The organism is Achromobacter mucicolens, from assembly GCF_029866465.1.
Taxonomy (GTDB): Bacteria; Pseudomonadota; Gammaproteobacteria; order Burkholderiales; family Burkholderiaceae_B; genus Achromobacter; species Achromobacter mucicolens.
The window spans coordinates 4,390,516-4,417,073 of the sequence record NZ_CP123364.1; the positions used below are offsets into that span (position 1 = coordinate 4,390,516).

Consider the following 26,558-nt stretch of genomic DNA (forward strand, 5'->3'; position numbering starts at 1 on the left):
TTCACATCAGGGAGCCCATCTTGATATACCCCCGCGTTCTTGCCGCGTTGCTGCTGTCCGGCGGCATGGCGTCGGTGGCGGTTGCCGCCCCGCCCGTCATGCTCAACGACGCACTCATCACCCAGATATCCAAGGCCGACCGCGCCTCGTTCCACGAAGCCGTGGCGCAAGCGCTGAACAGCTCGGCCGACGGCCAGAGCACCGAATGGAAAAGCGCGCACCAGCCCAAGCGTGCGGCGCCGATCACGGTGCAGCTGACTCCCAAGCAGACCACCCGCGCCGGCAACGACCGGGTTTGCCGCTTCCTGGTAGGCAACTTTGCGCGGACCAGCACCTCGGAAACGTGGCAGTTCTGGTTCTGCAAGCAGCCCGACGGCACCTGGAAGGCCAGCGCCAACTAGGCCGCCCGGCGCCCCCCGGAAGAAAAATGCGCGCCAGCCCCGGAAGGGGTGGCGCGCATTGTCATGCCCGCGCAAGACGCGCGGGCCGGTGAAGGCCGATCAGGCGCCTTCGACGCGGTTGGCGTCCAGCACGGTCATGGCCGTCATGTTGATGATGCGGCGCACGGTGGAGCTGTTGGTCAGGATGTGCACGGGGGCATTGGCGCCCAGCAGGAACGGACCCACCGCCACATTGCCGCCCGCGGCGGTCTTGAGCAGGTTGTAGGCGATGTTGCCCGAGTCCACGTTCGGGCAGACCAGCAGGTTGGCTTCGCCTTTCAGCGTGGAGGACGGCAGGATGCGCATGCGCAGTGCCTCGTCCAGCGCGCAGTCGCCGTGCATTTCGCCGTCAATTTCAAGTTCGGGCGCGGATTCGCGGACCAGTTCCAGCGCGCGGCGCATCTTTTCGCCGGAGGCCGAACTGCCCGAGCCGAAGTTCGAACGCGACAGCAGCGCGACCTTCGGCGCAAGGTTCATGCGCGCCATTTCCTGGGCGGCCATGATGGTGAATTCGGCGATCTGCTCGGCCGTGGGATCGTCGTTCACGTGCGTGTCCACCAGCACCACCGTGCGCTCGTCGAGCAGCAGGATGTTCATGGCGGCATACACGTTGTGGCCGGGGCTGCGGCCGATCACTTCGTCCACGAAACGCAGGTGGTCGTGGTACGCACCCACCGTGCCGCAGACCATGCCGTCGGCATCGCCCAGGTGCACCATCATCGCGCCGATCAGCGTCAGGCGGCGGCGCATTTCCACGCGTGCCATTTCCTTGGTGATGCCGCGGCGGCTCATCAGTTCCCAATACGTCGTCCAGTACTGATGGAAGCGCTCGTCGTATTCGGGGTTGGTAACTTCGACGTCCTCGCCCAGGCGCAGGCGCAGGCCGAATTTTTCGATGCGCGAGAGCAGCACGGCGGGACGGCCCACCAGGATGGGACGCGCCAGGCCTTCGTCGACGATGACCTGGACCGCGCGCAGCACGCGTTCGTCTTCGCCTTCGGTGAAGACGATGCGCGCCTTACCGCCCGAACGCACGATGCGCTTGGCCGCCGAGAACAGCGGCTTCATGAACGCGCCGGAGTGATACACGAACTGCTGCAGCTGTTCCTCGTAGGCTTCCAGGTCGGCCAGCGGGCGCGTGGCCACGCCGCCTTCCATCGCGGCCTTGGCCACCGCCGGCGCGATGCGCACGATGAGGCGCGGATCGAACGGCTTGGGGATCAGGTATTCGGGGCCGAACGAGATGTCATACGTGCCGTAGGCCGCGGCCACGACTTCGTTCTGCTCTTCTTCGGCCAGGTCGGCAATGGCATGCACCGCCGCCATTTCCATCTCGCGCGTGATGGTCGTGGCGCCCACGTCCAGCGCGCCGCGGAAGATGTACGGGAAGCACAGCACGTTGTTGACCTGGTTGGGATAGTCCGACCGGCCCGTGGCCATCACCACGTCGTCGCGCACGCCGTGCGCCACTTCCGGCAGGATTTCCGGCGTGGGGTTGGCCAGCGCCAGGATCAGCGGGCGCGGGCCCATGGCGGCCACCATTTCCGGCTTGAGTACGCCGCCGGCCGACAGGCCCAGGAACACGTCGGCGTCCTGGATCACGTCGGCCAGCTTGCGGGCGTCGGTCTTTTGCGCAAAGCGCGCCTTGTCCGGGTCCATCAGCGTGGTGCGGCCTTCATAGACCACGCCTTCGATATCGGTGACCCAGATGTTTTCCAGCGGCAGGCCCAGGTCCACCATCAGGTCCAGGCACGCCAGTGCCGCGGCGCCCGCGCCGGACGTGACCACCTTGACCTGCTTGATGTCCTTGCCCACGACCTTCAGGCCGTTGATGAAGGCCGCCGACACGGTAATGGCGGTGCCGTGCTGGTCATCGTGAAAGACCGGGATCTTCATGCGCTCGCGCAGCTTGCGCTCGACGGTGAAGCATTCCGGCGCCTTGATGTCTTCGAGGTTGATGCCGCCGAAGGTGGCTTCGAGGCCGGCAATGATCTCGACCAGCTTGTCCGGGTCGGTTTCGTTGATTTCGATGTCAAAGACATCCAGGCCGGCGAACTTCTTGAACAGCACCGCCTTGCCTTCCATGACGGGCTTCGAGGCCAGCGCGCCGATGTTGCCCAGGCCCAGCACCGCGGTGCCGTTGGTGATGACGCCCACCAGGTTGCCGCGCGCCGTGTAGCGGTACACGTTGGACGGATCGGCCACGATTTCCTCGCAGGCCGCCGCCACGCCGGGCGAATACGCCAGCGCCAGGTCGCGCTGGTTGACGAGCGGCTTGGACGCCACGACGGAGATCTTTCCCGGGGTGGGGAACTCGTGATAGTCCAGGGCTGCCTGGCGGTCGGAGGGGTTGTTCATGGGCTGTGGCCTCGCTGTCTTGAATGAGCAAAATTCTAGGCGTTAAGACATAAGGCGATCATTCGGATTTAATATCGTCCCATTATGTTTTCCTAATGCCTTGTCTATGACAGCCTTCGACCCGGATGCCGTCTTCCGGAAATTGACCTCGCGCCTGAAGATGCGCCACCTGATGCTGCTGCTGCAAATCGAGCAGCACGGATCGCTGACCCGGGTGGCCGAACACATGGCGACCAGCCAGCCGGCCGTGACCAACGCACTGGCCGAACTGGAAAGCATGTTCGGCGTGCCGCTGTTCGACCGTTCCGTGCGGGGCATGACGCCCACGCCGATGGGCGCCGTGGTGCTGGCGCGCGCCCGCGGGCTGGTGCACGACCTGGGGCATCTGGTGCAGGAAATGGAAACGGTCGCGGCCGGGCACGCCGCCCACCTGCATATTGGCGTCATCCCCTTCGTGTCGGGCCAGATGCTGTCGGCGGCCATCGGCCGCACGCTGCCGCAGGGCCGCCAGCTCACGGCCACCATCCACGAAGGCCAGGGGCCGGCCCTGCTGCGCCAGCTGCGTGACCACACGCTGGACGTGGTGGTGGGCTGGGCCACGCCTTCGGTGGACCTGACCCATATCGGCTTCGAGGTCCTGTATCACCAGCAGCCGCGCCTGATCGCCAGCCGCCGGCTGGCCGCGCGTCTGGGCCGGTCGCGCCTGGAATGGAACCGGCTCGCCGACCTGGACTGGATCCTGGGCACGCCGGGCAGCCCGATCCGCGAGCAGGTGGCCGACATCTTTCTGCGGGCCGGCCTGGCGCCGCCGCCGCCGTCCGTGCAAAGCGACTCGTCCAAGCTGATTGGCGAAATGATCGTGGCCAGCGACCGCGCCGTCACGATCCTGCCGGCCGACATCGCGGACGAGCTGGTCCGCATCGCGGGCGCGGCCATCGTGCCGTACTCGTTCGATTGGACGCTGCCGCCGATCTCGCTTTTCACGCGGTCCGATGGCTTGCGGCGCAACGTTGAAGCCCTTTTCGCCGCCGCCTTGCGCGAGGTCTATCTGAAGGGCGCCCGCCCGCCGCTCTGATCGTCCACGGGCAGTTGGCCGTCGTATCATGGACGCCGGACTGACGCGTGCGGCCCCCGACCCCCGGCCCGGCCACGGCGCCGGTCCTCCCGGGAGGCCGTCGCAATGACGCAGGCGCACACGCAGGCTCCGCAAACTCCTCGCCCCTGGCACCAGCTCTCCGTCGACGAGACGCTGGACGCGCAGGTGACCAGCCCGTCGGGCCTGACGCAGGACCAGATCCGGCGCAGGCAGGAAACCCACGGCCTGAATGCCCTGCCTCCGCCCGCCCGCCGCAGCGCCTGGCTGCGCTTTCTGGGTCACTTCAACGACGTGCTGATCTACATCCTGCTGGCCGCGGCCGTGGTGACGGCGTTGATGGCCCATTGGCTGGACACGATCGTCATCCTGGCCGTGGCCGTCATCAACGCGGTCATCGGCTACGTGCAGGAAAGCCGCGCCGAACGCTCGCTGGACGGCATCCGCAACATGCTGTCGAACCACGCCCGCGTGGTGCGCGACGGCCAGAAGGAAGAGATCGACGCCCGCGACCTGGTGCCGGGCGACATCGTGATCCTGCGGCCCGGCGACAAGATCCCCGCCGACGTGCGGCTCTTTGACACCCACAACTTCCGCGTCGAGGAATCGATGCTGACCGGCGAGTCCACCGTCGTCGAGAAGCACGATGCGCCGCTGCCCGGCGAGGCGCCGCTGGGCGACCGCCTGAATCTGGGCTTCTCGGGCACGAACGTCAGCGCGGGCAACGCGCGCGGCATTGTCGTGGCCACCGGCAGCGACACCGAGATCGGCCACATCAACCGGATGATGAGCAACGTGCGGACGCTGCAGACGCCGCTGCTGCGGCAGATGCAGCTGCTGGGCAAGCGCATCTTCCAGGTGGTGCTGGTGATGGTGGCGGCGCTGTTCGTGCTGGGCCGCTACGTGCTGGACATGCCCCTGCCCGACCTGCTGTTGTCGCTGATCAGCATCGCGGTGGCCTCGGTGCCCGAAGGGCTGCCGGCCATCATCTCGATCATCCTGTCGCTGGGCGTGCAGCGCATGGCGCGCAATCGCGCCATCATCCGCAAGCTGCCCACCGTGGAAACGCTGGGCGCGATGACGGTGATCTGCTCGGACAAGACCGGCACGCTGACCTTGAACGAGATGACCGCCAAGAATGTGCTGCTGGCGCAGGGCGTCTATCGTGTGTCGGGCGACAACTACCGCCCGGTCGGCGAGGTCACCCGCGAGTCCGACGGCATGCCGGTGGACTGGAGCCAGGAGGACGCGCTGACGCGCTTCGTGCGCGCGGCGGCCATCTGCAACGACAGCCAGCTGCACGAAGACGCCGACGGGCAGTGGCGCATCGTGGGCGGCCCCACCGAAGGCGCGATGATGGTGCTGGCCGCCAAGGCGGGCCAGGGCCTGGATGGCGTGGCCAAGCATGGCAAGGTGCCATTCGACTCGGGCTACAAATACATGGCGCGCCGGTGCGACGACCACGGCCAGAACGTCATCTACGTCACCGGCGCGCCCGACGTGCTGTTTCAGTTGTGCGCGCAGGAACAGGGCGAAGACGGACCGCAGCCGTTGCGGCTGGACTATTGGGAAAGCGGGCTGCAGGCCTTTGCGCACGAGGGCCTGCGCACGTTGGCCGCCGCCTACAAGCCCGGCGCCGCCGGCGCCACGGCGCTGGACCATCCGGATTTCCAGACCGGCCTGATACTGCTGGGCGTGGCCGGCATCATGGATCCGCCCCGGCCCGAAGCCATCGAGGCCATCGCGCAGTGCAACCAGGCCGGCATCCGCGTGAAGATGATCACCGGAGACCATCCCGAAACCGCGCTGGCCATCGGGACGATGCTGGGCATGACGCACGTCAGCGAGGCGGTGACCGGCGCGCAGCTGGAGCAGACCAGCGACGAAGCGCTGGCTGCGCTGGCGCGCGACCACGACATCTTTGCCCGCACCAGTCCCGAGCACAAGCTGCGCCTGGTGCGCGCGTTGCAGGCGATGGGCGAAGTGGTCGGCATGACGGGCGACGGCGTCAACGACGCCCCCGCGCTCAAGCAGGCGGACGTGGGCGTGGCCATGGGCATCAAGGGCACCGAGGTCACCAAGGAAGCCGCCGACATGGTGCTGGCGGACGACAACTTCGCCTCGATTGCCTACGCGGTGCGCGAAGGGCGCCGCGTCTACGACAACCTGAGAAAGACCATCCTCTTCATCCTGCCGACCAATCTGGCGCAAGGGCTGCTCGTCATCGCGGCGCTGCTGGCGGGCGCGCAGGCGCCGCTGACGCCGCTGCAGATCCTGTGGATGAACATGGCCACCTCCATCACGCTGGCCTTTGGCCTGGCGTTCGAACCGGCCGAGCCCGGGGTGATGCAGCGCGCGCCGCGCGATCCGGCCAAATCCATCCTGGACGCCTTCGCCATCTGGCGCATCGCCTTCGTGGGGCTGCTGTTCATGGCGTCGGCCTTCGTCATTGAAAAGAGCCTGATCGCCGCCGGCCGCGATCCGGACTTCATCCGCACGGTCATCCTGCAGACGCTGGTGACGGCGCAATGGACCTACCTGTTCAACTGCCGCCTGCAGGACCGCTTTCCGCTCACGCCCAGCATGTTCCGCAACAAGGCGCTGTGGCTGGTGACGATCATGCTGGGCGTGCTGCAAGGCGCGCTGATCTACCTGCCCGTGATGAACCGCGTCTTTGGCACCGTGCCGCTGCCGCCGGAGTACTGGACGCTGACGCTGGTGGCCGCCGGCATCCTGTTCTGCGTGGTCGAGGCCGAGAAGCTGGTGCTGCGCATGTGGTGCGCGCGGCGCGACCGCGTGGCGCTGGCGCAGCGAACGGCGGCGTGAAGCGTCCGGCAGGGTAAGGCGCCCGCCCACAAAAATGCCAACAAATGTAAAGCCCGCGGCCGCAAGGCCGTGTGCGCTCCTATACTTGCGCCCGCCAAGTTTCACGCAGGAGGGCACGCAGCGTGTTCACCATCTCGCCAATCCTTGCGAGCCGCCGCGCGCTTACCGCCGTGGGCATCGCCGCGCTGACCGCGCTTTCCGGCTGCAGCTCGATGCTGGGCGAAGGCACGGGCGCCGCGGCAGGTATCGCCGGCACGGCCATCGCCAATAAAGTCACGGACAACGCCACCGTCGCCACCGGCATCGGCCTGGGCGTGCAGGCCGGCGCCAAGGCCGCGCTGGGCTATGCGCAGCGCCAGACCCGCGGCGAAGAACAGGACGCCATCGCCAAGGCCGCCGGCCCGCTCGCGGTGGGCAAGGTCGCCAGTTGGAACGTCAAGCACAAGCTGCCCATCGAAGACGACGCCCGGGGCCAGGTCACCGTCAGCCGGCTGATCGGCGGCGGCGATCTCCAATGCAAGGAAGTGGTGTTCTCGGTGGACATCCCCGCCGACAAGCCCGGCGCCGATCCCGAGCGCGAATTCTACGTCACGACCGTCTGCCGCGACGGCGAACACTGGCGCTGGGCCAGCGCCGAACCGGCGACCGCCCGCTGGGGTTCGCTCCAGTGACGCGCGCGCTTGGGATGCTGGCGCTGGCCGCCAGCCTCGCGCTCGCGGGCTGCCAGAGTTCGTCCATCGGTCCGGCCACGGGCGCGGTGGTCGGCACGCTGAGCGGCGCGGCCACGGCCAATCCCGTCGCCGGCTTCGCCATCGGCGTTTCGGTGCAGGCCGCGGTCGACGCCACGGTGAAGTACGTATTGCGCGAGTGGAAGAACGACCAGCAGAACGTGATGGCCAACGCGGTTGGCGCGCTGCCCATTGGCGAAGTCCGGCAATGGCAGGTCAAGCGCACGCTGCCGGTGGGCAACGAGCGCGGCAGCATCCAGGCAGTGCGCGATATCAAGACGCCGCTGGCGCATTGCCGCGAAGTGCTGTTCACGGTCGAGGTCGAAGGCGCCGCCCCGGCCTACGCCAGCACGATCTGCCAGCGCCCGGACGGCCAATGGAAGTGGGCCGCTGCCGAGCCCTCGGTGGCGCGCTGGAACGGGCTGCAATAGCCCGCTTGATCGCGGCGCAAGCGGCGGGCGATACTGGCCGGAATCTCCCGCGTCATCGCCGCCCCCGTTCGTCCATGCCCGCAGGCCAATTCCTCATGCAACGCAGCGCCATCGCCGGCGTGCAGGCCGTTTCCGCCTGCAGCGGGCACGCGTTTGCGCGCCACACGCACGAGCAGTTCGGCATCGGCGTGATGCGCGCGGGCGCACAGGTGTCGCACAGCGGGCGCGGCCAGGTCGAGGCCGGACCCGGCTACGTCATCACGGTCAATCCGGGCGAGGTGCACGATGGCGCGCCCCTGGGCGGCGGGGCGCGCGCCTGGCAGATGCTGTATCTGGACCCCGACGTGGTCCACGCCTGCAGCCAGGAGATCGCGGGCGCATCGCGCTACGAATTCGAGCACCCCGCCCGCGAACAGCCGGCGCTCGCGCGCGCGGTCCTGGCGCTGTATGCGCGGGGGACTTCCGGCGCGCCGGCGCTGGCGTGCGAGGCGCTGCTGCTGCGCGTGCTGGCGCAGGCCGGCGGGCCGCGCGGGGCGCCCGTGTCTGCGTCCGGCCGGGAAGGCGTGCCCGCGTCCTTGCGCCATGCGCTGTCGCTGATCGACGACGATCCGGCCGCCGCCCTGTCGCTGGCCGACCTGGCTGGCGTCGCGGGGCTCTCACGCTACCAGGTGCTGCGCGCCTTCACGCGCGCGACGGGACTGACCCCGCATGCCTACCAGACGCAGCGCCGCCTGCTGCTGGTGCGCCGCCTGATCCGGCAGGGCGTGGCCCTGGCCGACGCGGCCGCGCTGGGCGGGTTTGCCGACCAGAGCCACATGACGCGCACCTTCGCCCGAGCCTATGGCGTATCGCCGCGCCGGTATGCCTTGGCGGCCGGCGCCTGACCCTGCAATTTCGTTCAAGACCGACGCCGCCCCGCCCGCTTACGCTGCGCTCTTCCACAAGGGGGAAGGCGCGCGATGGCGATCAGCAAGCAACGGCTCGGGTATCTCTATCTGGCGGGGGCCATGGTGCTGGTGGGCAGCACCGTGACCGCCAGCAAGATCATTGGCGCTGGCCTGCCGCCCTTCACCGCGACCGCGCTGCGCTTTGCCATTGCGCTGCCGTGCTTCGCGCTGCTGATGGCCGCGTCGGGCGCGCGCATGCCCCGGCTGGACCGCCGCGACTGGCTGCTGCTGACCGTGCAGGCCGTGGCGGGCAGCGTGGGGTACACGACGCTGCTCATCGCGGGGTTGCAGCGCACATCGGCGGTGGACGGCGGGGTCATCCTGGGGACGCTGCCGCTTGTCACCGCCGCGATTGCCGTGCTGCTGTTGGGCGAGCGGCCGGGCAAGGCGGCCTTGGCGGCGATCGGCCTGGCGGCATTCGGCGTGTGGCTGATGTCGGGCCATGCGGCCGGACCCGGCAAGGCAGGATCGCTGGCGGGCAATGCGCTGATCCTGGGCGCCGTGGCCTGCGAGGGGCTCTTCATCCTGTTGAACAAGCGCCTGCGCACGCCCGTTGCGCCGCTGGCGCTGTCGACGCTGATGGCGGCGTTTGGTCTCGTATTCTCGGCCGCGGCCAGCCTCGCGGAGGCGCCCTGGACGCTGACATTCACGCAGGACGCGGTGGCGGCGGTGGCGTACTACGCGCTTGTGCCCACGGTTGGGGGATTTCTGCTCTGGTATGCCGGGGCGGCGCGCGTGCCCGGATCGGAAGCGGCGCTGTTCACCGCGCTGGCGCCGGTATCCGCCGTGCTGCTGGCAGCAGGCATGCTGAAAGAGCCGCTGTCGGCCGCGCATATCGCCGGCATGGGCTGCGTGCTGGGCGCGGTCGTGATGCTGGGCGGCACGCGGCGGGCGGCTGCTACCCCCGGCTGAAGGCCAGCGCGAACTCGTCGGAAAAGATGTCGGCCAGCGCGTGCCGCAGCGCCGCGGCGCGCTCGGCGCCGTAGGCGGCCTCGAAACGGTTCTGCGCGTCTTTCCACAGGCGGCGCGATTCGGCCAGCTTGGCGCGGCCGGTCTCGGTCAGTTCGACCCGTCGGCTGCGGCCATCCAGCGGGTCGCGCATCATGCGCACGTAGCCGTCGCGCTGCAGGGGCTTGAGGTTGTGGGCCAGCGCGGACCGGTCCAGCACCATTGCGCGGGCCAGATCCGTCATCGAGGGCGAACCTGCGCGCGCGATGTGCACCAGGATCGAATGCTGCGACACCTTCAGCCCGCAGGGCGCCAGCACCGTGTCGTACAACTGGGACACGCGGCGCGTCGCCTTGCGCAACGCCGCGCCGTTGCAGATGAGCGGATCCGGAGGAACGGCGGGGCCAGGGAGCGGGGCGTCGGACATGGCGAGCGGCTAAGGAAGGTGTGCGGGCAAGGACATAACGCTAACGCCGGGGCAGGCCCCGCGTCCAGCGCGATATTGACAGATATTGGCATATGCACGTAAATTTTGCCGACCCCTTTTACCGGCCCGTCCCATGACCGCGACCGTTCCGCCTCGCCCCGCCAATGCGCGCTTGCAGGCCATGCTGCACGCCCCCATCGCGCCCACGCTCGCGCGGCTGGCGTGGCCCAACATCCTGATGATGCTGGCGCAGTCGTCCACCGGCCTGATCGAAACCTGGTTTCTCGCGCGGCTGGGCACGCCGGTGCTGGCGGGCGTGGCGCTGGTCGTGCCGGTCCTGATGCTGATGCAGAACATGTCGCAGGGCGCGATGGGCGGCGGCATATCCGCGGCGGTGGCGCGGGCGCTGGGCGGCGGCCGCCAGCAAGAGGCGGATCAGCTCGTGCTGCACGCGGTCGTGCTCAACGCCTTGCTGGGGGTCCTGTTCTGCGTGCTGCTGCTGGCCTTCGGTCCGGCGCTGTACCGGGCGCTGGGCGCCGAGGGCGCGGCGCTCGATGCGGCGCTGGCCTATTCCAACGTCATCTTCGGCGGCATCGTGCTGATGTGGCTGATGAATGCCTTCGCCAGCGCCATCCGGGGCACCGGCAACATGCTGGTGCCGGGCGCGGTCATCTGCGGGGGCGCGCTGCTGCTGATTCCCCTGTCGCCGTGCCTCATCTTCGGTTGGGGTCCCTTCCCCGCGCTGGGCGTGGCCGGCGGCGGCTGGGCGCTGGTGACCTACTACGCGGTGGGCACGCTCATCCTGGGCGCGTACTGCGCCAGCGGCCGCAACGCGGCGCGGCTCGTGGCCAGCCGGCTGCACGTGACGCTGATGCGCAACATCCTCAGCGTGGGTGCGCTGGCCACCATCAACCCGCTGCTGACCAACGCGCTGGTGGCCCTGACCGCCGCATTGGTGGGCGCCTACGCGGGCGAGGCGGCCGTCGCGGGTTACGGGGTGGCGGTCCGGCTTGAATACCTGCTGATGCCGATTGCATTCGGCCTGGGCGCCCCCATGGTCGCGATGGTGGGCTCCAACATCGGCGCCGGGCAGCCCGAGCGCGCCATGCGCATCGCCTTGACCGGCGGGGCGATGGCCTTCGTGCTGGCCGAGGCGATCGGGCTGGCCGCGGCGTGCTTTCCCGAGGCATGGCTGCGTCTCTTTGGCGCGCAGGATCACATGCTGCAGGCGGGCGCCGACTACTTGCGCACGGTGGGCCCGGTGTACGGGTTCTTTGCGCTCGGCTTTTCGCTGTACTTCGCGTCGCAGGGCGCGGGACGGCTGAAGTGGCCGTTGACCGCGGGATTCCTGCGGCTGCTCATCGGCATCGGGGCGGGCGGCATTGCGCTGCACCTGACCGGGTCGCTGACCGTGTTCTTCGTGATTGCGGCCGTGGCAATGTGCGTCTACGGCCTGGTCATCCTGGCCGCCGTCGCGTCGGGGTCCTGGTACGGCCCCGGGCACCTGCCGGGGCGCCGGCTGTTCGCGCGGTGATGCCTGCCGGCGCATTTTCCGGCGCATTTTCCGGCGCATTTTCATGCGCATTTTCCGGCGCATCGCGCAACGCATACGCCACCAGCTCGTCCGCGTAAGCAGGCAGATCGTCGCGCACGCACAGCACCAGGTCGCGCGCGGCCCAGGGATCGGCCAGGGCCACCCGGCTCACGCCCGCCGCGCGGCCATAACGCAGCGCCGCCGCCCGCGGCACGATGGCCACGCCCACGCCCTGGCCCACCATGCGGCTCACGGCGTCAAAGCTGCGCAGCCGCACGCGATAGGACAGGGGCCTGCCGCTGCGGCGCGCATGATGCGCAATGTGTTCCTGCAGCGCGCTGCCCTGCACCAGCCCCACGAAGTCATGCCCGGCCACGTCCTGCAACAGCACCTGCGGCTGCGCCGCCAGCGGATGGCCGCGCGGCACGATCAGCGTCAGCGGATCGTGCCGGAATATGCGCGTGCGCAAGCCATGCAGATCGGCCGAGTCCGCTAGCACCCCAATGTCGGACGCGCCCGCCCGCAGCGCGTCGGCGATCTCGTGGCTGAGGCGCTCTTCCAGGTCGACGGAAATATGCGGGTGGTCCTTGAGGAACGCGCCGAGCACGGGCGGCAGGTATTCACTGAGCGCCGTGGTGTTGCACAGCACGCGCACGTGCCCCTTCAGGCCAGCCCCATAGTGGTCGAGTTCGCCGCGCATGCGGTCGATCTGGCCCAGCACCAGCCGGGCATGGTGGACCAGCGTGCGCCCGGCGGGTGTGACCTGCACGCCGCGCGGCTCGCGCACCAGCAGCGGCACGCCCAGCGCGTCTTCCATGCCGCGGATGCGCTCGCTGGCCGAGGCCAGCGTCATGTGCGAACGCCCCGCGCCCGCCGTGATGGAGCCGGTTTCGTGCACATTCAGAAATAGGCGAAGGTCGGTCAGGTCGAAACGCATGGAAAAAAGCGTAGCACGCGAGCCTCAGGCGCATCCATAGGCTGGGTAAGCCAGATCCCGATAGGTGTAGCGGGGCGCGATCGGCAGAATGTGTTCACCCCCCTTCAGAACAGGCGAAAAACATGTACCTCGCACCCTTGCGCATCCGCGCCGCGCGCTGGACGGGCGCGGCCGCGATCGCACTCGCGCTGCAGGCCTCAGGCGTGGCCGAAGCGAACAACGGTCTTGGCGGCGCCATCACGCCCGCCCAACAATACGCGCTGGCGCTGGAAGCGCAGACCCAGGGCGATCATGCCGCGATGCTGGCGTGGCTGCGCGCCGCGGCGCGCGGGGACCACGCGCCCGCGCAACGGATGCTGGGCGTCGTCCTGATCGCCGGCCCGGCGTTATATGGTCCATCGCTGCCCGCCGATCTGTGCGAAGGACGCGCGTGGCTGCTGCGCGCCGCCCGCCAGAAGGAGGGCCCGTCGCAAGACGTGGCCTATGCCTTGTTCGGCCGCCCCAAGGATGCGCTGACCGCGCACTGCGAGCCCGCATGAATCTCTTGGACCCGGTTTTGCTGGCCGCCGTTGTCGCGGTCTTCGTCCTGGCGGGCGTGGTCAAGGGCGTGGTCGGCCTGGGCCTGCCCACGATCTCCATGGCGCTGTTGGCGCTGGTGATGGCGCCCGCGCAGGCGGCGGCGCTGCTCATCGTGCCGTCGCTCATCACCAACCTGTGGCAGGCGAGGCCGTGGGTCACGCTGCGAGCGGTGCTTCGCCGGATCGCGGGCATGCAGGCGGGCGTCTGCGCCGGGACGGTGGCGGGCGCGCTGTGGCTGGGTCCGCCTTCGGGCGAGTGGGCGGGCATCTGCCTGGGATTGGCGCTGGTGGCCTATGCCGGGTGGGGACTGTTTGGCACGCCGCCCACGGTGCAGCCCCGTCACGGACCCTGGCTGGGCATCGCCACCGGCGCCGTCACTGGCGTCATCACGGCGGCCACGGGCGTCTTCGTCATCCCCGCCGTGCCGTATCTGCAGGCGCTGAACCTGGACAAGAACGCGCTCATCCAGGCCATGGGAATTTCGTTCACGGTGTCGACCGTCGCGCTTGCCGCGGGGCTGTGGCTCAACGGCGGCTACACAGCCGGCGCGGCAAGCGCGTCCGTTCTGATGCTGCTGCCCGCGCTGGCCGGCATGGCCTTGGGGCAACGGCTGCGCAACCGGATGTCCGCGCGCACCTTCAAGCTGTGCTTCATGGTCAGCCTGGCGCTGCTGGGCGCGTATCAGGCCGGGCGCGGCCTGCTGGGCCTCTAGGCGGCAAGCCGACGTGCGTCGGCAACACCGATCGACACCGACATCTCGCGCCAGCGCGCCAGCTCCTGCTGCACCGACTGGATCTTGCTGCGCGCCTGGTCGAAGGAATCGCGGCCCAGGAACAGGTGCAGCGGCGCGTACTGCGCCTGCGCGGCATCGATCAGCGCTTGCGCCGCCTTGGCCGGGTCGCCGCTCTGATCCCACCCCTGCGCGCCGCGCGCGGCCAGTTCCGGCGATGCCTCGGATTCGCTGGCGCGCATCGCACCCGGATAGACGAGCGAAACGCGGATGCCGAGCGGGGCGGCTTCGGCGGCCAAGGATTCGGTCAGCCCGCTGACGGCGAACTTGGCGGCGCTGTAGGCGCCCCATTGCGTCGTGCGCCCGTCGAAGCCCAGGATGGACGAAATGTTGAACACATGCCCGCCGCGCTGCGCGCGCAGGCGCGGCATCACGGCGCGGATGACGTTCAGCACCCCGAACACGTGGGTATCGAACGTGCCGCGCAACTGCGCATCGGTCAACCTGTCGAGCGCGCCCTGCACTCCTTGCCCGGCGCCATTCACCACCACGTCAATGCCGCCGAACGCGGCGACGGCGGCATCGACCGCGCGCCGCGCCGCGCGCTCGTCGGCCAGGTTGACCGTCAGCGGCAGGAACCGGCCTTCCAGCTTGGCGCCCACCGCCTCCAGCATCGCATCGCCATCACCTGAGGTCGCGGCCACCTTGTGTCCCTGGTCCAGCAGCATTTTGACCAGGGTGATGCCCAGGCCGGCCGATACGTCCGTCACCAACCAGATTTTTTCGGTATTCATGCGATTCCCATCCCTTGCTTGCGGCGGCCGGCAAGATGCCGTGCCGCCCGGCCGATGCCGCCGCCCTTGGCAAAACCACGGCCGGCGCGGCCCTGGACAGGATAGTAAGAATCGCCCGCGCGGGCGTACAGGCAGGATCTTGCGTGAAACCTGCCTATTTCTACGGCAATGCGATATGGCGGATAATCCGTCTGTTTGCCGCCGCCTTGCGCGGCGGATCATCACGGGGGCAACCGCCCCCGCTGCTTTCGGAGTCAGCTATGTATCGCGGCATTGAGGCGATCGAACACTTCATGGAATCCATCGGCCTGACCTGGCGGCCCGGCCAAGCCGAACGCGCCGAACTGCGCGTCAGCTACCGCATCGGCAATACCCGCCCGCTGGGCATCGACCGCACCCTGGTGGAATTCCACTGCGATGCGAAGCGCGCAAAGGTGTGGGTGCCGGAGTTCTCGCGCACCAGTTTTCACCAGTGGTTCGAAGTGCCCTACCAGGAATTCGAGTTCACGCCGGGCGGCTCCATGCTGAAGATCAAGGCCGCCGCCCGCGGCAACGCGCCGCCCTACAGCGTGGGCATCAAGCCGCTGGCCTGATCGCCCCGCCCCGAACGCCGCTCATAGCTGCTTGTACATGATCGTCGTTCCATCCACCTTGTCCGGGTCGAGCGGATCGCGCGCAAAGCCCGGAATCACCCCCACAGTCTGGTAGCCCAGCGACGCATACAGCGGCTCGGCCGAGTCGCCCGTGCGCGTGTCCAGCGTGAGCAGGCTGCGATGCAGCCGCCGCGCCATGTCCTCGACCTCGCCCATCAAGCGCCGCGCAATGCCCTGGCGCCGGAAATCCGGATGCACCAGCAGCTTGCGCACCTCGGCGCGGTGCGGCTGATTCGGCGGCGTGTCCACATCCAGCTGCACGGAACCGGCCACCCGCCCGTCCACCCGCGCCACCCACAACTTGACCGCGCCGCTTTCCACGGCCGGCAGCACCTTGCGGCGCCAGAACGCCTGCGCGTCGTCATGGCTGTACGGCAGCACGAAGCTGACGCTGGCGCCGCCCTGCACGCACGCGTGCAGCAAGGTGGCGAGGTCGGACACGGCGGCTGCGGCGGCGTCGGCCGGCAGCAGCGTCAATTCAAGATTTGAAGGCGTCATGGGGGCTCAGACGATGAATAGCAGGTAGCGGGCGCCGCGATGCGGCGGGGTGACGAAGGTGCTGGCGCCGAATAGCTGGTAGCGCAGACAGTCGCCCGGCAGCAGGCGGTGCGCCTGCCCGTCCACCGTGACGGACAGCTCGCCGTCCAGCATCAGCAGATGGTGTTCAAGACCGGGCCGGGGGGATTGCTCGTAATGGATGCGGGCATCGGCAGCCAATTCGCAGGCCAGCACCTCGCCGGCAAGGCGTTGCGAGGGCGGCGACACGGAACGGCGCGTGAAGCCCACGCTGTCGTCCACCCACACGGACTGCGCGGCTTCGGGCACGCAGGCGGCAAAGTCGTCCTCGACCATCAGCATGAGGCGCGACATGGTCATGCCATGGGCGGCGCACAGCTTGCCGAGCACGCTGGCGGTGGGACTGACCTCGCCATTCTCCAGCCGGGACAGCGTGGCGCGGCTGATGCCGGCCCGGCCGGCAAGATCGTCCAGGGACCAGCCGCGTTCCTGGCGCAGCGTTTTGAGCCGGGCGGCAAGACGAAGGTCCAGCCCGGCGTCGGCAGAAGCGTTTGTGTTTTCCATATTTGGGAATTTATTCCGTATATGAAAAACTGTCGACTGCGTGGTTTCCCCAATGCGCGATTCGTTCAGCCGCCGGACACTACGGAGGACCCGCGCAGGATTCGGCACAATAGCGGTCATGCAACTGGGCAAACTCCTCTACATGACCATCCTTTGCGCGTTGACCTCCGGTTGTTCCCTTCCCTCGCTCGACAAGCGCAGCGTGTCGCAGGCGCTTCCCGAAGATCAGGCCCAGACCACGCCGCTGGGACAGGCGATTGCGCCGCTGGCTGCCGCGCATCCCGGCAAATCCGGCATTCATGCCCTTGCCAACCCCCTGGACGCGTTCGCCGCCCGCATCATGCTGGCGCGCGCGGCCGAGCGCAGCCTGGACGTGCAGTACTACATCTGGCACGACGACATGACGGGCATCATGTTGTTCGAGGCACTGCACGAGGCCGCCGATCGCGGCGTGCGCGTGCGCCTGCTGCTGGACGACAACGGCACGGCAGGGCTGGACCGGACGCTGTCCGCCCTGGACGGGCATCCGAACATCGAAGTCCGCCTCTATAACCCGTTTGCGGTGCGCTGGCCCAAGCCGCTCGGCTACCTGACGGACTTCAACCGGTTGAACCGCCGGATGCACAACAAGTCGTTCACCGCCGACAACCAGGTGACCATCGTCGGCGGCCGCAACATCGGCGACGAATACTTTGGCGCCACCGACGGCGTCGTGTTCACGGACATGGATGTGCTGGCCATTGGGGAAACGGTCAGCGACGTGTCGGCCGATTTCGACCGTTACTGGTGCAGCGATTCCGCTTATCCCGTGGAAGGCCTGGTCAAGAAGGCGGCCTCCAACGAACTGGAGGAACTGGAAGCCGATGCCGCCACGGTCGAGCGATCGCCGCAGGCCGCGGCCTATGCCCAGGCCATGCGCGACCTGCCGTTCATCCGCCAGTTGCTCAGGGGCGAGCTGCCCCTGGAATGGTCGACGACACGCATGGTCAGCGACGATCCCCGCAAGACGCTGGGCACCGCGCCGCCCGAGGCGATGCTGCCGCACCAGCTGCACGACATCGTGGGCGCGCCGGCCAAGGATCTGCTGCTGGTGTCACCCTACTTCGTGCCCACCGCCGCCGGCACGCGCGCGTTCGCCAAGATGGCGCGCAACGGCGTCAGGGTGCGGGTGCTGACCAACGCCCTGGAAGCCACCGACGTGGCGGTGGTGCATTCCGGCTACGCCAAGCGCCGCAAGGATCTGCTGGCCGCCGGCGTCGAGATCTACGAAATGAAGCGCGCGTCGCACGGCGTCGAACGCAACCGAAGCATGGGCCCCTTCGGCAGTTCGGGCTCCAGCCTGCACGCCAAGACCTTCGCCGTGGACGGTGAACGCGTCTTCGTGGGTTCGTTCAATTTCGACCCGCGTTCGGCGCGGCTGAACACCGAGCTGGGCTTTGTGATCGACAGCCCCGCATTGGCCCGCGGCATCGAGAACGCATTCGACAAGGAGCTGCCCCGCACCGCCTACCGCGTCCGGCTGGACGACATGGGCAAGCTCTATTGGCTGGAGGAACGCGACGGCCAGACGGTGCGGCACGACCGCGAGCCGGGCGCCACCCTGCTGCAACGCGCGACCGTGTGGTTTGCATCGAAGCTGCCGCTGGAACCGCTGCTCTAGGCGTCCGCAACAAGCGGAGTGGCCGGCGCACGCGCAAGGCGTAGACTGGACGCAGCGATATTCCTTTTTTTGCCGATCATGACCCTGACGCCCGCCGACGCCTTGCTCGCGCAGCAAGACTGGACCCGCGCCGCCGCAGACCTCGACGCGCACGGTAATGCCATCCTGCCCGCCCTGCTGACGCCCGCGCAATGCAATGTGCTGTCCAATGCGTACGACCAGGACGACCGCTACCGCAGCCGCGTCGTGATGGCGCGCCACGGATTCGGACGCGGCGAATACAAGTATTTCCGCTACCCCTTGCCCGGCCCGATTGCCCGGCTGCGCGGCGCGCTGTATGCCCGGCTGGCGCCCATCGCCAACCGCTGGAACCGCCAGATGGGCATCAACGTGCAGTACCCTGCAGACCACGCCGGCTTTCTGGCGCGGTGCCACGCGGCCGGACAGCGCCGGCCGACGCCGCTGATCCTGCGGTACGGGCCGGGCGACTACAACTGCCTGCATCAGGACCTGTACGGCGAACACGTCTTTCCGTTGCAGGTGGCGCTCTTGCTGTCGGCGCCCGGCGTGGACTTCACGGGCGGAGAATTCGTCATGACCGAGACCAGCAGCCGCGAGCAGCGCGCCGACGTGCTGCCCTTGCAGCAAGGCGATGCCCTGATCTTCACGGTGAACCAGCGCCCCGTCGCGGGCGTGCGCGGCTGGCGCAAGGCGGCCATGCGCCACGGCGTGAGCGAACTGCGCGCGGGCCGGCGCCACACGCTGGGCATCATCTTTCACGACGCGGTGTGACATGACCTCGACCCTGGACCTATTCGGCGGCGACGATCCCGCCCAGCACGGCCGCGTGGCGCTCGGTACGCAATCGGTGGTGTTGCGCGGGTTTGCGCTACCCGCCGTGGACGCGCTGCTGGCCGGCGTGGACGACGTGATCGCGCATGCACCGTTCCGCCACATGGAGACGCCCGGCGGCTACACGATGTCGGTGGCGCTGACCAATTGCGGCGAGCTGGGTTGGACGACGGATGCCCGCGGTTACCGCTATAGCCGCATCGACCCCCTGTCCGGCCAACCCTGGCCGGCGATGCCGCAGGCCTTCAGGCAGCTGGCCGAAGACGCGGCGCGGGAAGCCGGCTTTGCGGACTTCGCGCCGGATGCGTGCCTGGTCAACCGTTACGCGCCCGGCTCGCGCCTGTCGCTGCATCAGGACCGCAACGAACGCGATTACGGCGCGCCGATTGTCTCCGTGTCGCTCGGCATGCCGGCGATGTTTCTGTTCGGCGGCGACGACCGCGCGGACCGGGCCGCGCGGGTGCCGCTGTTTCACGGCGACGTCGTCGTGTGGGGCGGCGTGGACCGCCTGCGGTTTCATGGCGTGATGCCGCTGAAGGACCTGCCGCATCCGCGGCTGGGCAGCCAGCGCATCAACTTCACGATCCGCAAGGCGGGTTAGGCGCGCGGCGGCCATGACGTGGCCGCACGCCTTGCGGCGACTTGGCAGGATGCGCATGCTGGCCGTCCGATGCCCGCAACATGAGGGTTCACCATGTCTGGCGGCGGCTGCGCGGCGGCCCTACTATGGCGCACCCTCTGGCCCAACCCGTCGGACACCCATGCGTACCCGCACCGCCATCGCCCTCATCTGCACCCTGACCTGCGCGCCCGTCCTGGCGGCCACGCCGCCCGACATCATCGAGAACTCGCTGGGCATGACGTTCGTGCGCGTGCCGGCGGGCACGTTCCAGATGGGCAGCGACGAAGACCCCCGCACGCTGGCCGCCGCCTATCCGCAGTATCCGCCGGAGCGCCACGCCCAGCTCTTTGACGAAGCGCCGGTGCACACCGTCCGCATCACGCGGCCGTTCTACCTGGAACGCACCGAAGTCACGGTGGGCCAGTTCCGCCGGTTCATCGAAGCGTCCGGCTACGTGCCGGAGTCCGAGGCCGACGGCACGGGCGGCTACGGCTACAACGCCGCCTACGACCCGGAAACGTCTGCCTCGGGCGACGCCTTCGAAGGCCGCGACCGCCGGTATTCGTGGCGCAATCCCGGCTTCGCGCAAGGCGACGATCACCCGGTCGTGAACATCAGCTGGAACGACGCCACCGCGCTGGCGCAGTGGCTGACGAAGACGGAGGGCCGCGTTTACCGCCTGCCCACCGAGGCCGAATGGGAATACGCCTGCCGCGCGGGCACGCGCACCCGCTACCAGAACGGCGACGACCCGGCCGCGATGCCGGACGTGGGCAACGGCTTCGATGCCGACGCCAGCCCGCTGTGGCCGAAATGGCAGGCCTTCGCCTCGCCACGCCACGACGGCAACACCTTCACCGCGCCCGTCGCCAGCTACGCGCCCAATGCATTCGGCCTGTACGACATGCACGGCAACGCCTGGGAATGGGTGGCGGACTGGTACGGCGAGGACTACTACGCCAAGTCCCCCACGGACGACCCGCAGGGCCCGGACACCGGCAACGTGCGCGTGCGGCGCGGCGGCTCCTGGCACACCTGGGCGCTGTACACGCGCGCGTCGTACCGCAACTGGAACACGCAGGAAACGCGCTATCCGCTGGTCGGCGTGCGCCTCGTGCGCGAAGCCCACGTCGCCGACTGAAGAAAAAGACTGCCTGGTGGGTTAGCATGGCCGCACGATCCACTTGAAGAGAAACCTGACATGCACACGCTGGGCCGTCTCGTCCTGCTTGTAAACGACTACGACACCGCCATCGCCTTCTACCGGGACAAGCTCGGGATGGAGGTGTCTGTCGACATGCCTGTCGGCCAGCAGCGCTATGTGCACCTGCGCCTGCACGATCAGCCTTCGGTGGGCGTGTGGCTGCTGCAAGCCCAGACGCAGGCGCAGCGCGATCGCGTGGGCGACCAGACCGGCGGCCAGCCGGTCGGCGTGTTCTACACGGACGACGTGCTGCGCGATCATGCGCACTTCGCGGCCAAGGGCGTGCGCTTTACCCGCGAGCCCGTGCACGAGGAAACCGCCGCCTACGCGCACTTCATCGACCTGTACGGCAACGAGTTCGTGCTGGTGCAGTTGAAGCAGCCGGCCTGAACACGGACCCGCGGCCATGCCCCGCCATGCGCGCTGCAACGACTGGATCCGGCGCGCCGCGCCGACCAGCCGCCTCGAGCGCATCGAAGCGTATTTCGGGGGGCATGGCTACGACATGCACCGCCACGACACCTACGCCATCGGCCGCACGCTCGCCGGGGTGCAGAGCTTTCACTACCGGCGCGGGATGCAGCACAGCCTGCCGGGCGGCACCATCGTGCTGCATCCGGACGAGGCCCACGACGGCCATGCGGGCACGGACGCGGGCTTTCACTACCGCATGATCTACGTCGAGCCGGCGCTCATCCAGCAGATCCTGGGCGGGCAAGCCCTGCCGTTCATTCGCGACGGCATCAGCGCCGACCCGCGGCTATACGCCGCAAGCGGCGCGCTGCTGCAGGCCACGGGCCAGGCCATCGACCCGCTGCAGGAAGACGACGCACTGTATGAACTGGCGCACGCATTGTGCGCCGCCGCGGGGCGCAGGACGGGCCGGCGCGCGCCTGACTACATTGCCGCCGAGCGCGCGCGGCATTACATCCTTGCGTCGCTGGACCAGCCGATCACCCTGGATGATCTGGCGCGCGCCGCGGACACGGACCGCTGGAGCCTGTCGCGCGATTTCCGCGCCCTGTTCGGCACCAGCCCGTACCGCTACGTGATGCTGCGTCGCCTGGACCTTGCGCGGCGGCTCATTGCCGCGGGCCATCCGCTGGCGCAGGCGGCCATCGACGCCGGGTTTACCGACCAAAGCCATCTGACGCGCCGCCACGTGCAGGCCTACGGCATGGCGCCCGACCGCTGGCGGCGGATGCTGCACGCCTGAGGCGCGGCGCCGGCAGGAACCCGGCAAACCTGCTCGATCGTACAAGACGAGATGCCCGGCCCCGCCGTATCGTGGGGCTTTCCCATGCCGAGGCAACGCCATGTCCGTTCCCGCCCCCATCAATCTGGCCGCCAAGCTGGCCCTCATCCACGACCACTGGATGCCCAAGGTCATCGCCGAGATGAACGACTACCAGTTCAAGCTCGTCAAGCTGAAGGACGACTTCGTCTGGCACGCGCACGCCGACACGGACGAGACGTTCATCGTCATCGCCGGCCGGCTGCGGATCGCGCTGCGGGACGGCCAGATCGACCTGGGTTCTGGCGAAATGACGGTGATACCCAAGGGCGTCGAGCACAAGCCCTGTGCGCTGGAGGAAACACAAGTCATGCTGATCGAGCCGCGCGGGGTGGCCAACACGGGCGACGCGGGAGAGGAACGCCGCGCGCCCAACGACGTATGGATCTGAGCGTCCGGCTTTGCTAACGTGATGCCCCAACAGGAGGAAACCATGTCCAAAGTCATGCTGGTCACCGGCGGCAGCCGCGGCATCGGCGCCGCCATCGCCAAACTGGCCGCCCGCCGCGGCTACGCGGTCGGCGTCAACTACCACGCCAATGCCGATGCCGCGCAAGCCGTGGTGGACGAGATCGCGCGCGGCGGCGGCAAGGCGGTTGCCATCCAGGCAGACGTGGCCGACGAGGATCAGGTGGTGCGCATGTTCCGCACGCTGGACGAGCGCCTGGGCCGCATCCACGCGTTGGTCAACAACGCCGGCATCCTGGAAAAGCAGATGCGCGTCGAAGACATGGACGCCGCCCGCCTGCACCGGGTGCTTTCCACCAACGTGGTCGGGGCATTCCTGTGCGCGCGCGAAGCGGTGCGGCGGATGTCGCCGCGCCACGGCGGCCAGGGTGGCGCCATCGTCAACGTGTCCTCGGCCGCGGCCCGTCTGGGATCGCCCAACGAATACGTGGACTACGCCGCGTCCAAGGGCGCGATGGACACGCTGACCATCGGCCTGTCCAAGGAAGTTGCACCCGAAGGCATCCGTGTGAATGGGGTGCGCCCGGGCACGATCTACACCGAGATGCACGCCAGCGGCGGCGAACCGGGCCGCGTGGACCGGCTGAAAAGCGTCATTCCGTTGCGCCGCGGCGGCACGGTCGAAGAAGTGGCCGGGGCGGTGATGTGGCTGTTTTCGGACGAGGCGGGCTATACCAGCGGATCGTTCATCGAAGTGTCGGGAGGCAGTTGACGCGCGGCCCGGCAAGCTTGTGCCGGACCGGCACCGGCATCCGGCCAGGCCTGCTATGCAGGACGGCTACTTGTCGTCCGTGGAAATCACGGACTTTGCCTGGCTTTCGGAAATGCGCGCTTCGACGCGCCGCAGCACGGCCAGCACGAAGAGCGCCATCAAGGTGCTGACGACAGCCGTGGCCTCGCGACCCATGCCCGCAGCCACGCCGATGGCGGCCGTCATCCAGATGCTGGCCGACGTGGTGAGACCGTGGATTTCGCGCTCGGCGCCCAGCTTGATGATGGCGCCCGCCCCCAGAAAGCCGATGCCCGCGATCACGCCTTGCAGCACGCGGCTCAGGTCGCCGACGTCCATGCCGCCCTGCAACGGCACCAGCACAAAAATGGCCGCGCCCAGCGCGACCAGCATATGCGTGCGCAACCCGGCCGCCTTGCCGCTGCGTTCCCGTTCGTAACCCAGCAGGCCGCCCAACAGGACGGCCATGCTTAAGCGCAGCACGATGCGCGTTGCCTCTGCCACATCGGGAATATCGGCAAATTCAGTGCGCACGGCAGTCCAGATTTCCAGCCAGATTTGCGACATCGACGCGTCCTTGGATCCGAGGAGAAACCGAGCATAGCAGGCGGCGGGCAGTCCGCCACGCCCGGACGCGCGCGTGCGGCGCGGCCGTTGCGTGTCAGGCGGCGGCTTGCCAACCCGCCAGCAGCGCCGGCAGCGCGCGCATGTCGGTAAAGACGTGCGCCACGCCCACGCTGCGCAGCGCCTGTGCGCCGCTGTGTCCGGGTTCGCCCGGGCTGTAACCGAACACGGTGGCGCCGGCGGCCACGCCCGCCGTCGCGCCGGTAACGGTGTCTTCCACGATCGCGCAACGCTTCGGATCCACGCCAAGCGCCTGCGCGGCCGCCAAGTACACATCCGGGAAGGGTTTGCTGCGCGGCATTTCGTGGCCGCTGAAGACGCGGCCCTCGAAGCAGTCTGCAATCCCGACCTTGACCAGTTGCAGCTCGACCTTGCGCCGGTCTGCCCCCGAGGCCACGGCAATGCGTCCGCTCAGCGCCTCGTGCAGCGCGCGCACGGCATGCGGCGCGCCGGGAATCTCGAGCAGGTCGCGGTCCAGCGCGTCGTTGCGGCGCTGGCGGAACTGGTCGAACCACGCTGGCGTGATCGTGGCGCCGGTACGCGCCTGGATCAGCGGCAGTTCGTCCTTGACCGCCTTGCCCGTGAAGATCTGCATCGTCTCGGCGTGCGTGATGCCCCAGCCCAGCTCATTGAGCATCTCGGTCAGCACGCGGCTGGTGATGGGTTCGGAATCGACCAGCACGCCGTCGCAGTCGAACAGCACGGCGTCAAAGGGAAAATCAGTCATTGGGGGCAGCGAAGGGAGTGTCCATGAAGCGGGTAAGCATACTGCACGGCCACTGCCTCCCCGGGTGGCCGGGCCGCCACGCAGCAAGCGGCGGAGTGCCCGGGCGGGCGGGAGTGGCTAAGCTGTCGTTTCGACGACCAACTGACCATGACCATGCCCGCCTCCCGGCCGCTCGGCCACTACGACTGGACTTGCGTTGTCCAGGACCTGAACGCGCAGGGCTGGACGATGCTGCCCGGGCTTTACGCGCCGGACGACGCGCGCGCGCTGGCTCACGCTTTGCCGCAGTCCGGCCCCCTGCCCGACCCGTTGCCCGCGCCGCTTGCCCGCCTGCGCGCCGGCCTCTACGACCGCCTGCTTCCCATCGCGCGCGCCTGGGCGGCCGCGCTGGATCTGGACACCTTGTATCCCGACACGCTGGCCGCCTACACCCAGGAGAACCGCCTGGCGGGCCAAGCGCGCGACCTGTCCGCCATCCAGCGCCTGCCAACGGACGGCTACCAGCCGCTGCTGCAGCACGCCGAGGGAACCTGCGTATTTCCGCTGCGGCTGATCGTCCTGCTGTCCGAACCCGGTGTTGACCACACGGGCGGCGAACTGGTCATGACCGAGCAGCGCCCTCGGATGCAGTCCCGTCCCCTGGTGCTGCCGATGGGATTGGGCGACGCGGCGGTGATCGCAACGTCGCACCGGCCCGTGCAAGGCGCGCAGGGCATCTACCGCGTCACGGTGCGCCAGGCGATCAGTCGCGTGCGCAGCGGCGAACACGTCAGCCTCAGTCTGATGCTGCACGACGCGCCGTAGCCGCAAACCACGCAGCGGTCCGGCGCGCGTCCCGATCAATTCTCGGCCGTGATGTTGCCGTCGGCCACGACCTTGGCAAACACCGCTGTCTGCGCCTTGATGAATGCCCGGAATGCATCCTGGCTCATGGGCTGCACTTCGCCGCCCAACTCGCGAATGCTGGCCACGAATTTCTCATCTTTCAGCGCGCGGTCGATGGCGGCTGCCAACTTTTGCTGCACCTGCGGCGGCGTGCCCGCCGGGACGAAAACGCCGAACCAGTTTTCCAGCGCGTAGTCCTTGAGCGGCGCGTACTCGGCCAGCGCCGGAATGTCCGGCGCAAACGACGCGCGCTTGGCCGACGTCACCGCCAGCGGCTTGACCTTGCCGCTCTTGATGAAGGGCAAGGCGCCCGCCAGGCTGACAAAGGTGAGGTCCACGCTGCCCGCGGCCACGTCCACCAATTGCGCCGCGGCGCCCTTGTACGGCACGTGAACCATCTTGATGCCCGCCAGCGACTGCAGCAGCTCGCCGTTCAGGTGCTGCGGATTGCCCACGCCGCTGGTCGCATACGTCAGCTTGTCGGGATGCGCGCGACCATAGGCGACCAACTGTTCGACCGAGGCGACCGGCAGCTTGGGATTGGCGACCAGCACGTTGGGCACACGCGCGATCAGCGCAATGGGCGCCAGGTCTTTTTCGGGCTGGTACTGCATCTTGGTCTTGAAGACGAGGGGATTGATGGCGGTCTCGCCGGCCGACCCCAGCAGCAGCGTGGCGCCGTCCGGCGCGGCGCGCACGACCGCCGCCGCGCCCAGCATGCCGCTGGCGCCGGGCTTGTTCTCCACGACGACGCCCTGCGGCAGTTCGCTGCGCAGCCGCTCGGCCAGCAGACGGCCCATGCCGTCCACGCCGCCGCCCGCCGCAAAGGGGACGATCAAGGTGATCGGCCGGTTGGCCGGGAGGTCGGCGGCGTGCACGGGGGATGAGGCGGCGAACGCCAGGGCCGCGGCAGCGGCGAGGGTGCGAATGGGGGGCATGGTCTGTCTCCTGAGGGGCCAGCGTCATTGCGCGGCCGGGTTTGTCCTT

General features: G+C 68.6%; 29 protein-coding genes. 20 read left to right on the forward strand and 9 right to left on the reverse strand.

The features are described from left to right. Positions 1 to 20: 20 nt before the first annotated feature. A complete protein-coding gene (locus QEP15_RS20145; protein WP_217618678.1) occupies positions 21 to 401 on the forward strand; it encodes a hypothetical protein in 381 nt (126 codons plus the stop codon). A gap of 99 nt (positions 402 to 500) precedes the next feature. Here QEP15_RS20145 and QEP15_RS20150 read toward each other — a convergent pair whose 3' ends face one another. After that, positions 501 to 2,798, reverse strand: a complete 2,298-nt coding sequence (locus tag QEP15_RS20150) for an NADP-dependent malic enzyme (protein ID WP_152382384.1) — start codon at positions 2,796 to 2,798, stop codon at positions 501 to 503. A 106-nt stretch (positions 2,799 to 2,904) separates the two neighbouring features. Between QEP15_RS20150 and QEP15_RS20155 the strand changes: the two genes are divergently transcribed. From QEP15_RS20155 to QEP15_RS20180, 6 genes are all read left to right on the forward strand, one after another. Further along, a complete protein-coding gene (locus QEP15_RS20155) occupies positions 2,905 to 3,873 on the forward strand; it encodes a LysR substrate-binding domain-containing protein (RefSeq protein WP_056326315.1) in 969 nt (322 codons plus the stop codon). A 105-nt stretch (positions 3,874 to 3,978) separates the two neighbouring features. Further along, positions 3,979 to 6,717, forward strand: a complete 2,739-nt coding sequence (locus QEP15_RS20160) for a cation-transporting P-type ATPase (RefSeq protein WP_280147927.1) — start codon at positions 3,979 to 3,981, stop codon at positions 6,715 to 6,717. A 122-nt stretch (positions 6,718 to 6,839) separates the two neighbouring features. Further along, positions 6,840 to 7,388, forward strand: coding sequence for a hypothetical protein (locus tag QEP15_RS20165; RefSeq protein ID WP_280147928.1), 549 nt, complete (start codon positions 6,840 to 6,842; stop codon positions 7,386 to 7,388). Further along, positions 7,385 to 7,876 carry a hypothetical protein gene (locus tag QEP15_RS20170; RefSeq protein WP_180098006.1) on the forward strand — a complete coding sequence of 164 codons (492 nt, stop codon included), beginning with the start codon at positions 7,385 to 7,387 and terminating at the stop codon, positions 7,874 to 7,876. The genes QEP15_RS20165 and QEP15_RS20170 overlap by 4 nt, the downstream gene beginning before the upstream one ends. Before the next feature lie 74 nt (positions 7,877 to 7,950). Beyond that, positions 7,951 to 8,760: an AraC family transcriptional regulator gene (locus tag QEP15_RS20175; RefSeq protein ID WP_280147929.1), complete on the forward strand. Its 810-nt coding sequence runs from the start codon at positions 7,951 to 7,953 to the stop codon at positions 8,758 to 8,760. 75 nt (positions 8,761 to 8,835) lie between these two features. After that, complete coding sequence (locus tag QEP15_RS20180) at positions 8,836 to 9,735, forward strand: DMT family transporter (RefSeq protein WP_152382388.1); 900 nt, start codon at positions 8,836 to 8,838, stop codon at positions 9,733 to 9,735. Here QEP15_RS20180 and QEP15_RS20185 read toward each other — a convergent pair. Beyond that, complete coding sequence (locus QEP15_RS20185) at positions 9,722 to 10,198, reverse strand: MarR family winged helix-turn-helix transcriptional regulator (protein ID WP_056326992.1); 477 nt, start codon at positions 10,196 to 10,198, stop codon at positions 9,722 to 9,724. The two genes, QEP15_RS20180 and QEP15_RS20185, sit on opposite strands and share 14 nt — an antisense overlap. A gap of 133 nt (positions 10,199 to 10,331) precedes the next feature. On the opposite strand from QEP15_RS20185, the gene QEP15_RS20190 reads away from it, so the two are divergent. Beyond that, a complete protein-coding gene (locus QEP15_RS20190; RefSeq protein ID WP_217618684.1) occupies positions 10,332 to 11,732 on the forward strand; it encodes an MATE family efflux transporter in 1,401 nt (466 codons plus the stop codon). Here QEP15_RS20190 and QEP15_RS20195 read toward each other — a convergent pair. Then, positions 11,656 to 12,669: a LysR family transcriptional regulator gene (locus QEP15_RS20195; protein WP_280147930.1), complete on the reverse strand. Its 1,014-nt coding sequence runs from the start codon at positions 12,667 to 12,669 to the stop codon at positions 11,656 to 11,658. The two genes, QEP15_RS20190 and QEP15_RS20195, sit on opposite strands and share 77 nt — an antisense overlap. A gap of 122 nt (positions 12,670 to 12,791) precedes the next feature. Between QEP15_RS20195 and QEP15_RS20200 the strand changes: the two genes are divergently transcribed. After that, positions 12,792 to 13,208, forward strand: coding sequence for a sel1 repeat family protein (locus QEP15_RS20200; protein WP_280147931.1), 417 nt, complete (start codon positions 12,792 to 12,794; stop codon positions 13,206 to 13,208). After that, a complete protein-coding gene (locus tag QEP15_RS20205; protein ID WP_280147932.1) occupies positions 13,205 to 13,960 on the forward strand; it encodes a sulfite exporter TauE/SafE family protein in 756 nt (251 codons plus the stop codon). Before QEP15_RS20200 ends, QEP15_RS20205 begins: the two co-directional genes overlap by 4 nt. Here QEP15_RS20205 and QEP15_RS20210 read toward each other — a convergent pair. Beyond that, a complete protein-coding gene (locus tag QEP15_RS20210) occupies positions 13,957 to 14,772 on the reverse strand; it encodes an SDR family NAD(P)-dependent oxidoreductase (protein WP_280147933.1) in 816 nt (271 codons plus the stop codon). The genes QEP15_RS20205 and QEP15_RS20210 overlap by 4 nt on opposite strands. A gap of 260 nt (positions 14,773 to 15,032) precedes the next feature. On the opposite strand from QEP15_RS20210, the gene QEP15_RS20215 reads away from it, so the two are divergent. Then, entirely contained in the window at positions 15,033 to 15,365 is a 333-nt protein-coding gene (locus QEP15_RS20215; RefSeq protein ID WP_056326291.1) for a hypothetical protein, read from the forward strand. Between the two features lie 21 nt (positions 15,366 to 15,386). Here QEP15_RS20215 and QEP15_RS20220 read toward each other — a convergent pair whose 3' ends face one another. Then, complete coding sequence (locus tag QEP15_RS20220; RefSeq protein ID WP_180097998.1) at positions 15,387 to 15,923, reverse strand: GNAT family N-acetyltransferase; 537 nt, start codon at positions 15,921 to 15,923, stop codon at positions 15,387 to 15,389. A gap of 6 nt (positions 15,924 to 15,929) precedes the next feature. Next, complete coding sequence (locus QEP15_RS20225; protein WP_180097997.1) at positions 15,930 to 16,505, reverse strand: helix-turn-helix domain-containing protein; 576 nt, start codon at positions 16,503 to 16,505, stop codon at positions 15,930 to 15,932. 118 nt (positions 16,506 to 16,623) lie between these two features. On the opposite strand from QEP15_RS20225, the gene QEP15_RS20230 reads away from it, so the two are divergent. The 8 genes from QEP15_RS20230 to QEP15_RS20265 all read left to right on the forward strand — a co-directional run bounded on the left by QEP15_RS20230 (position 16,624) and on the right by QEP15_RS20265 (position 23,317). Next, positions 16,624 to 18,165 carry a phospholipase D family protein gene (locus QEP15_RS20230; protein WP_280147934.1) on the forward strand — a complete coding sequence of 514 codons (1,542 nt, stop codon included), beginning with the start codon at positions 16,624 to 16,626 and terminating at the stop codon, positions 18,163 to 18,165. A gap of 78 nt (positions 18,166 to 18,243) precedes the next feature. After that, positions 18,244 to 18,957, forward strand: a complete 714-nt coding sequence (locus QEP15_RS20235) for a 2OG-Fe(II) oxygenase (protein WP_142053628.1) — start codon at positions 18,244 to 18,246, stop codon at positions 18,955 to 18,957. Between the two features lies 1 nt (position 18,958). Further along, positions 18,959 to 19,618: a DNA oxidative demethylase AlkB gene (gene alkB, locus QEP15_RS20240; RefSeq protein WP_280147935.1), complete on the forward strand. Its 660-nt coding sequence runs from the start codon at positions 18,959 to 18,961 to the stop codon at positions 19,616 to 19,618. A 160-nt stretch (positions 19,619 to 19,778) separates the two neighbouring features. Then, positions 19,779 to 20,780 (forward strand): formylglycine-generating enzyme family protein, encoded by a 1,002-nt coding sequence (locus QEP15_RS20245; protein ID WP_280147936.1) that lies wholly within the window; start codon positions 19,779 to 19,781, stop codon positions 20,778 to 20,780. A gap of 60 nt (positions 20,781 to 20,840) precedes the next feature. Continuing rightward, the gene (locus QEP15_RS20250) at positions 20,841 to 21,233 is read left to right on the forward strand and encodes a VOC family protein (protein WP_056326283.1); all 393 of its coding nucleotides are present in this window, start codon (positions 20,841 to 20,843) and stop codon (positions 21,231 to 21,233) included. A gap of 16 nt (positions 21,234 to 21,249) precedes the next feature. Beyond that, positions 21,250 to 22,059: an AraC family transcriptional regulator gene (locus tag QEP15_RS20255; RefSeq protein WP_280147937.1), complete on the forward strand. Its 810-nt coding sequence runs from the start codon at positions 21,250 to 21,252 to the stop codon at positions 22,057 to 22,059. 100 nt (positions 22,060 to 22,159) lie between these two features. Next, positions 22,160 to 22,528: a cupin domain-containing protein gene (locus tag QEP15_RS20260; RefSeq protein WP_217618689.1), complete on the forward strand. Its 369-nt coding sequence runs from the start codon at positions 22,160 to 22,162 to the stop codon at positions 22,526 to 22,528. A 42-nt stretch (positions 22,529 to 22,570) separates the two neighbouring features. Further along, on the forward strand, positions 22,571 to 23,317 hold the full coding sequence (locus tag QEP15_RS20265) for an SDR family oxidoreductase (RefSeq protein WP_175155186.1): 747 nt from the start codon (positions 22,571 to 22,573) through the stop codon (positions 23,315 to 23,317). Positions 23,318 to 23,383: 66 nt separating this feature from the next. Here QEP15_RS20265 and QEP15_RS20270 read toward each other — a convergent pair whose 3' ends face one another. Both QEP15_RS20270 and QEP15_RS20275 read right to left on the reverse strand, forming a co-directional pair. Next, entirely contained in the window at positions 23,384 to 23,902 is a 519-nt protein-coding gene (locus tag QEP15_RS20270; RefSeq protein WP_217618691.1) for an MgtC/SapB family protein, read from the reverse strand. A 94-nt stretch (positions 23,903 to 23,996) separates the two neighbouring features. Continuing rightward, complete coding sequence (locus QEP15_RS20275) at positions 23,997 to 24,686, reverse strand: HAD family hydrolase (RefSeq protein ID WP_217618692.1); 690 nt, start codon at positions 24,684 to 24,686, stop codon at positions 23,997 to 23,999. A 147-nt stretch (positions 24,687 to 24,833) separates the two neighbouring features. On the opposite strand from QEP15_RS20275, the gene QEP15_RS20280 reads away from it, so the two are divergent. Next, complete coding sequence (locus QEP15_RS20280; RefSeq protein WP_217618693.1) at positions 24,834 to 25,490, forward strand: 2OG-Fe(II) oxygenase; 657 nt, start codon at positions 24,834 to 24,836, stop codon at positions 25,488 to 25,490. Positions 25,491 to 25,525: 35 nt separating this feature from the next. Here QEP15_RS20280 and QEP15_RS20285 read toward each other — a convergent pair whose 3' ends face one another. Then, positions 25,526 to 26,509: a Bug family tripartite tricarboxylate transporter substrate binding protein gene (locus QEP15_RS20285; RefSeq protein WP_280147938.1), complete on the reverse strand. Its 984-nt coding sequence runs from the start codon at positions 26,507 to 26,509 to the stop codon at positions 25,526 to 25,528. Between the last annotated feature and the right edge of the window lie 49 nt (positions 26,510 to 26,558).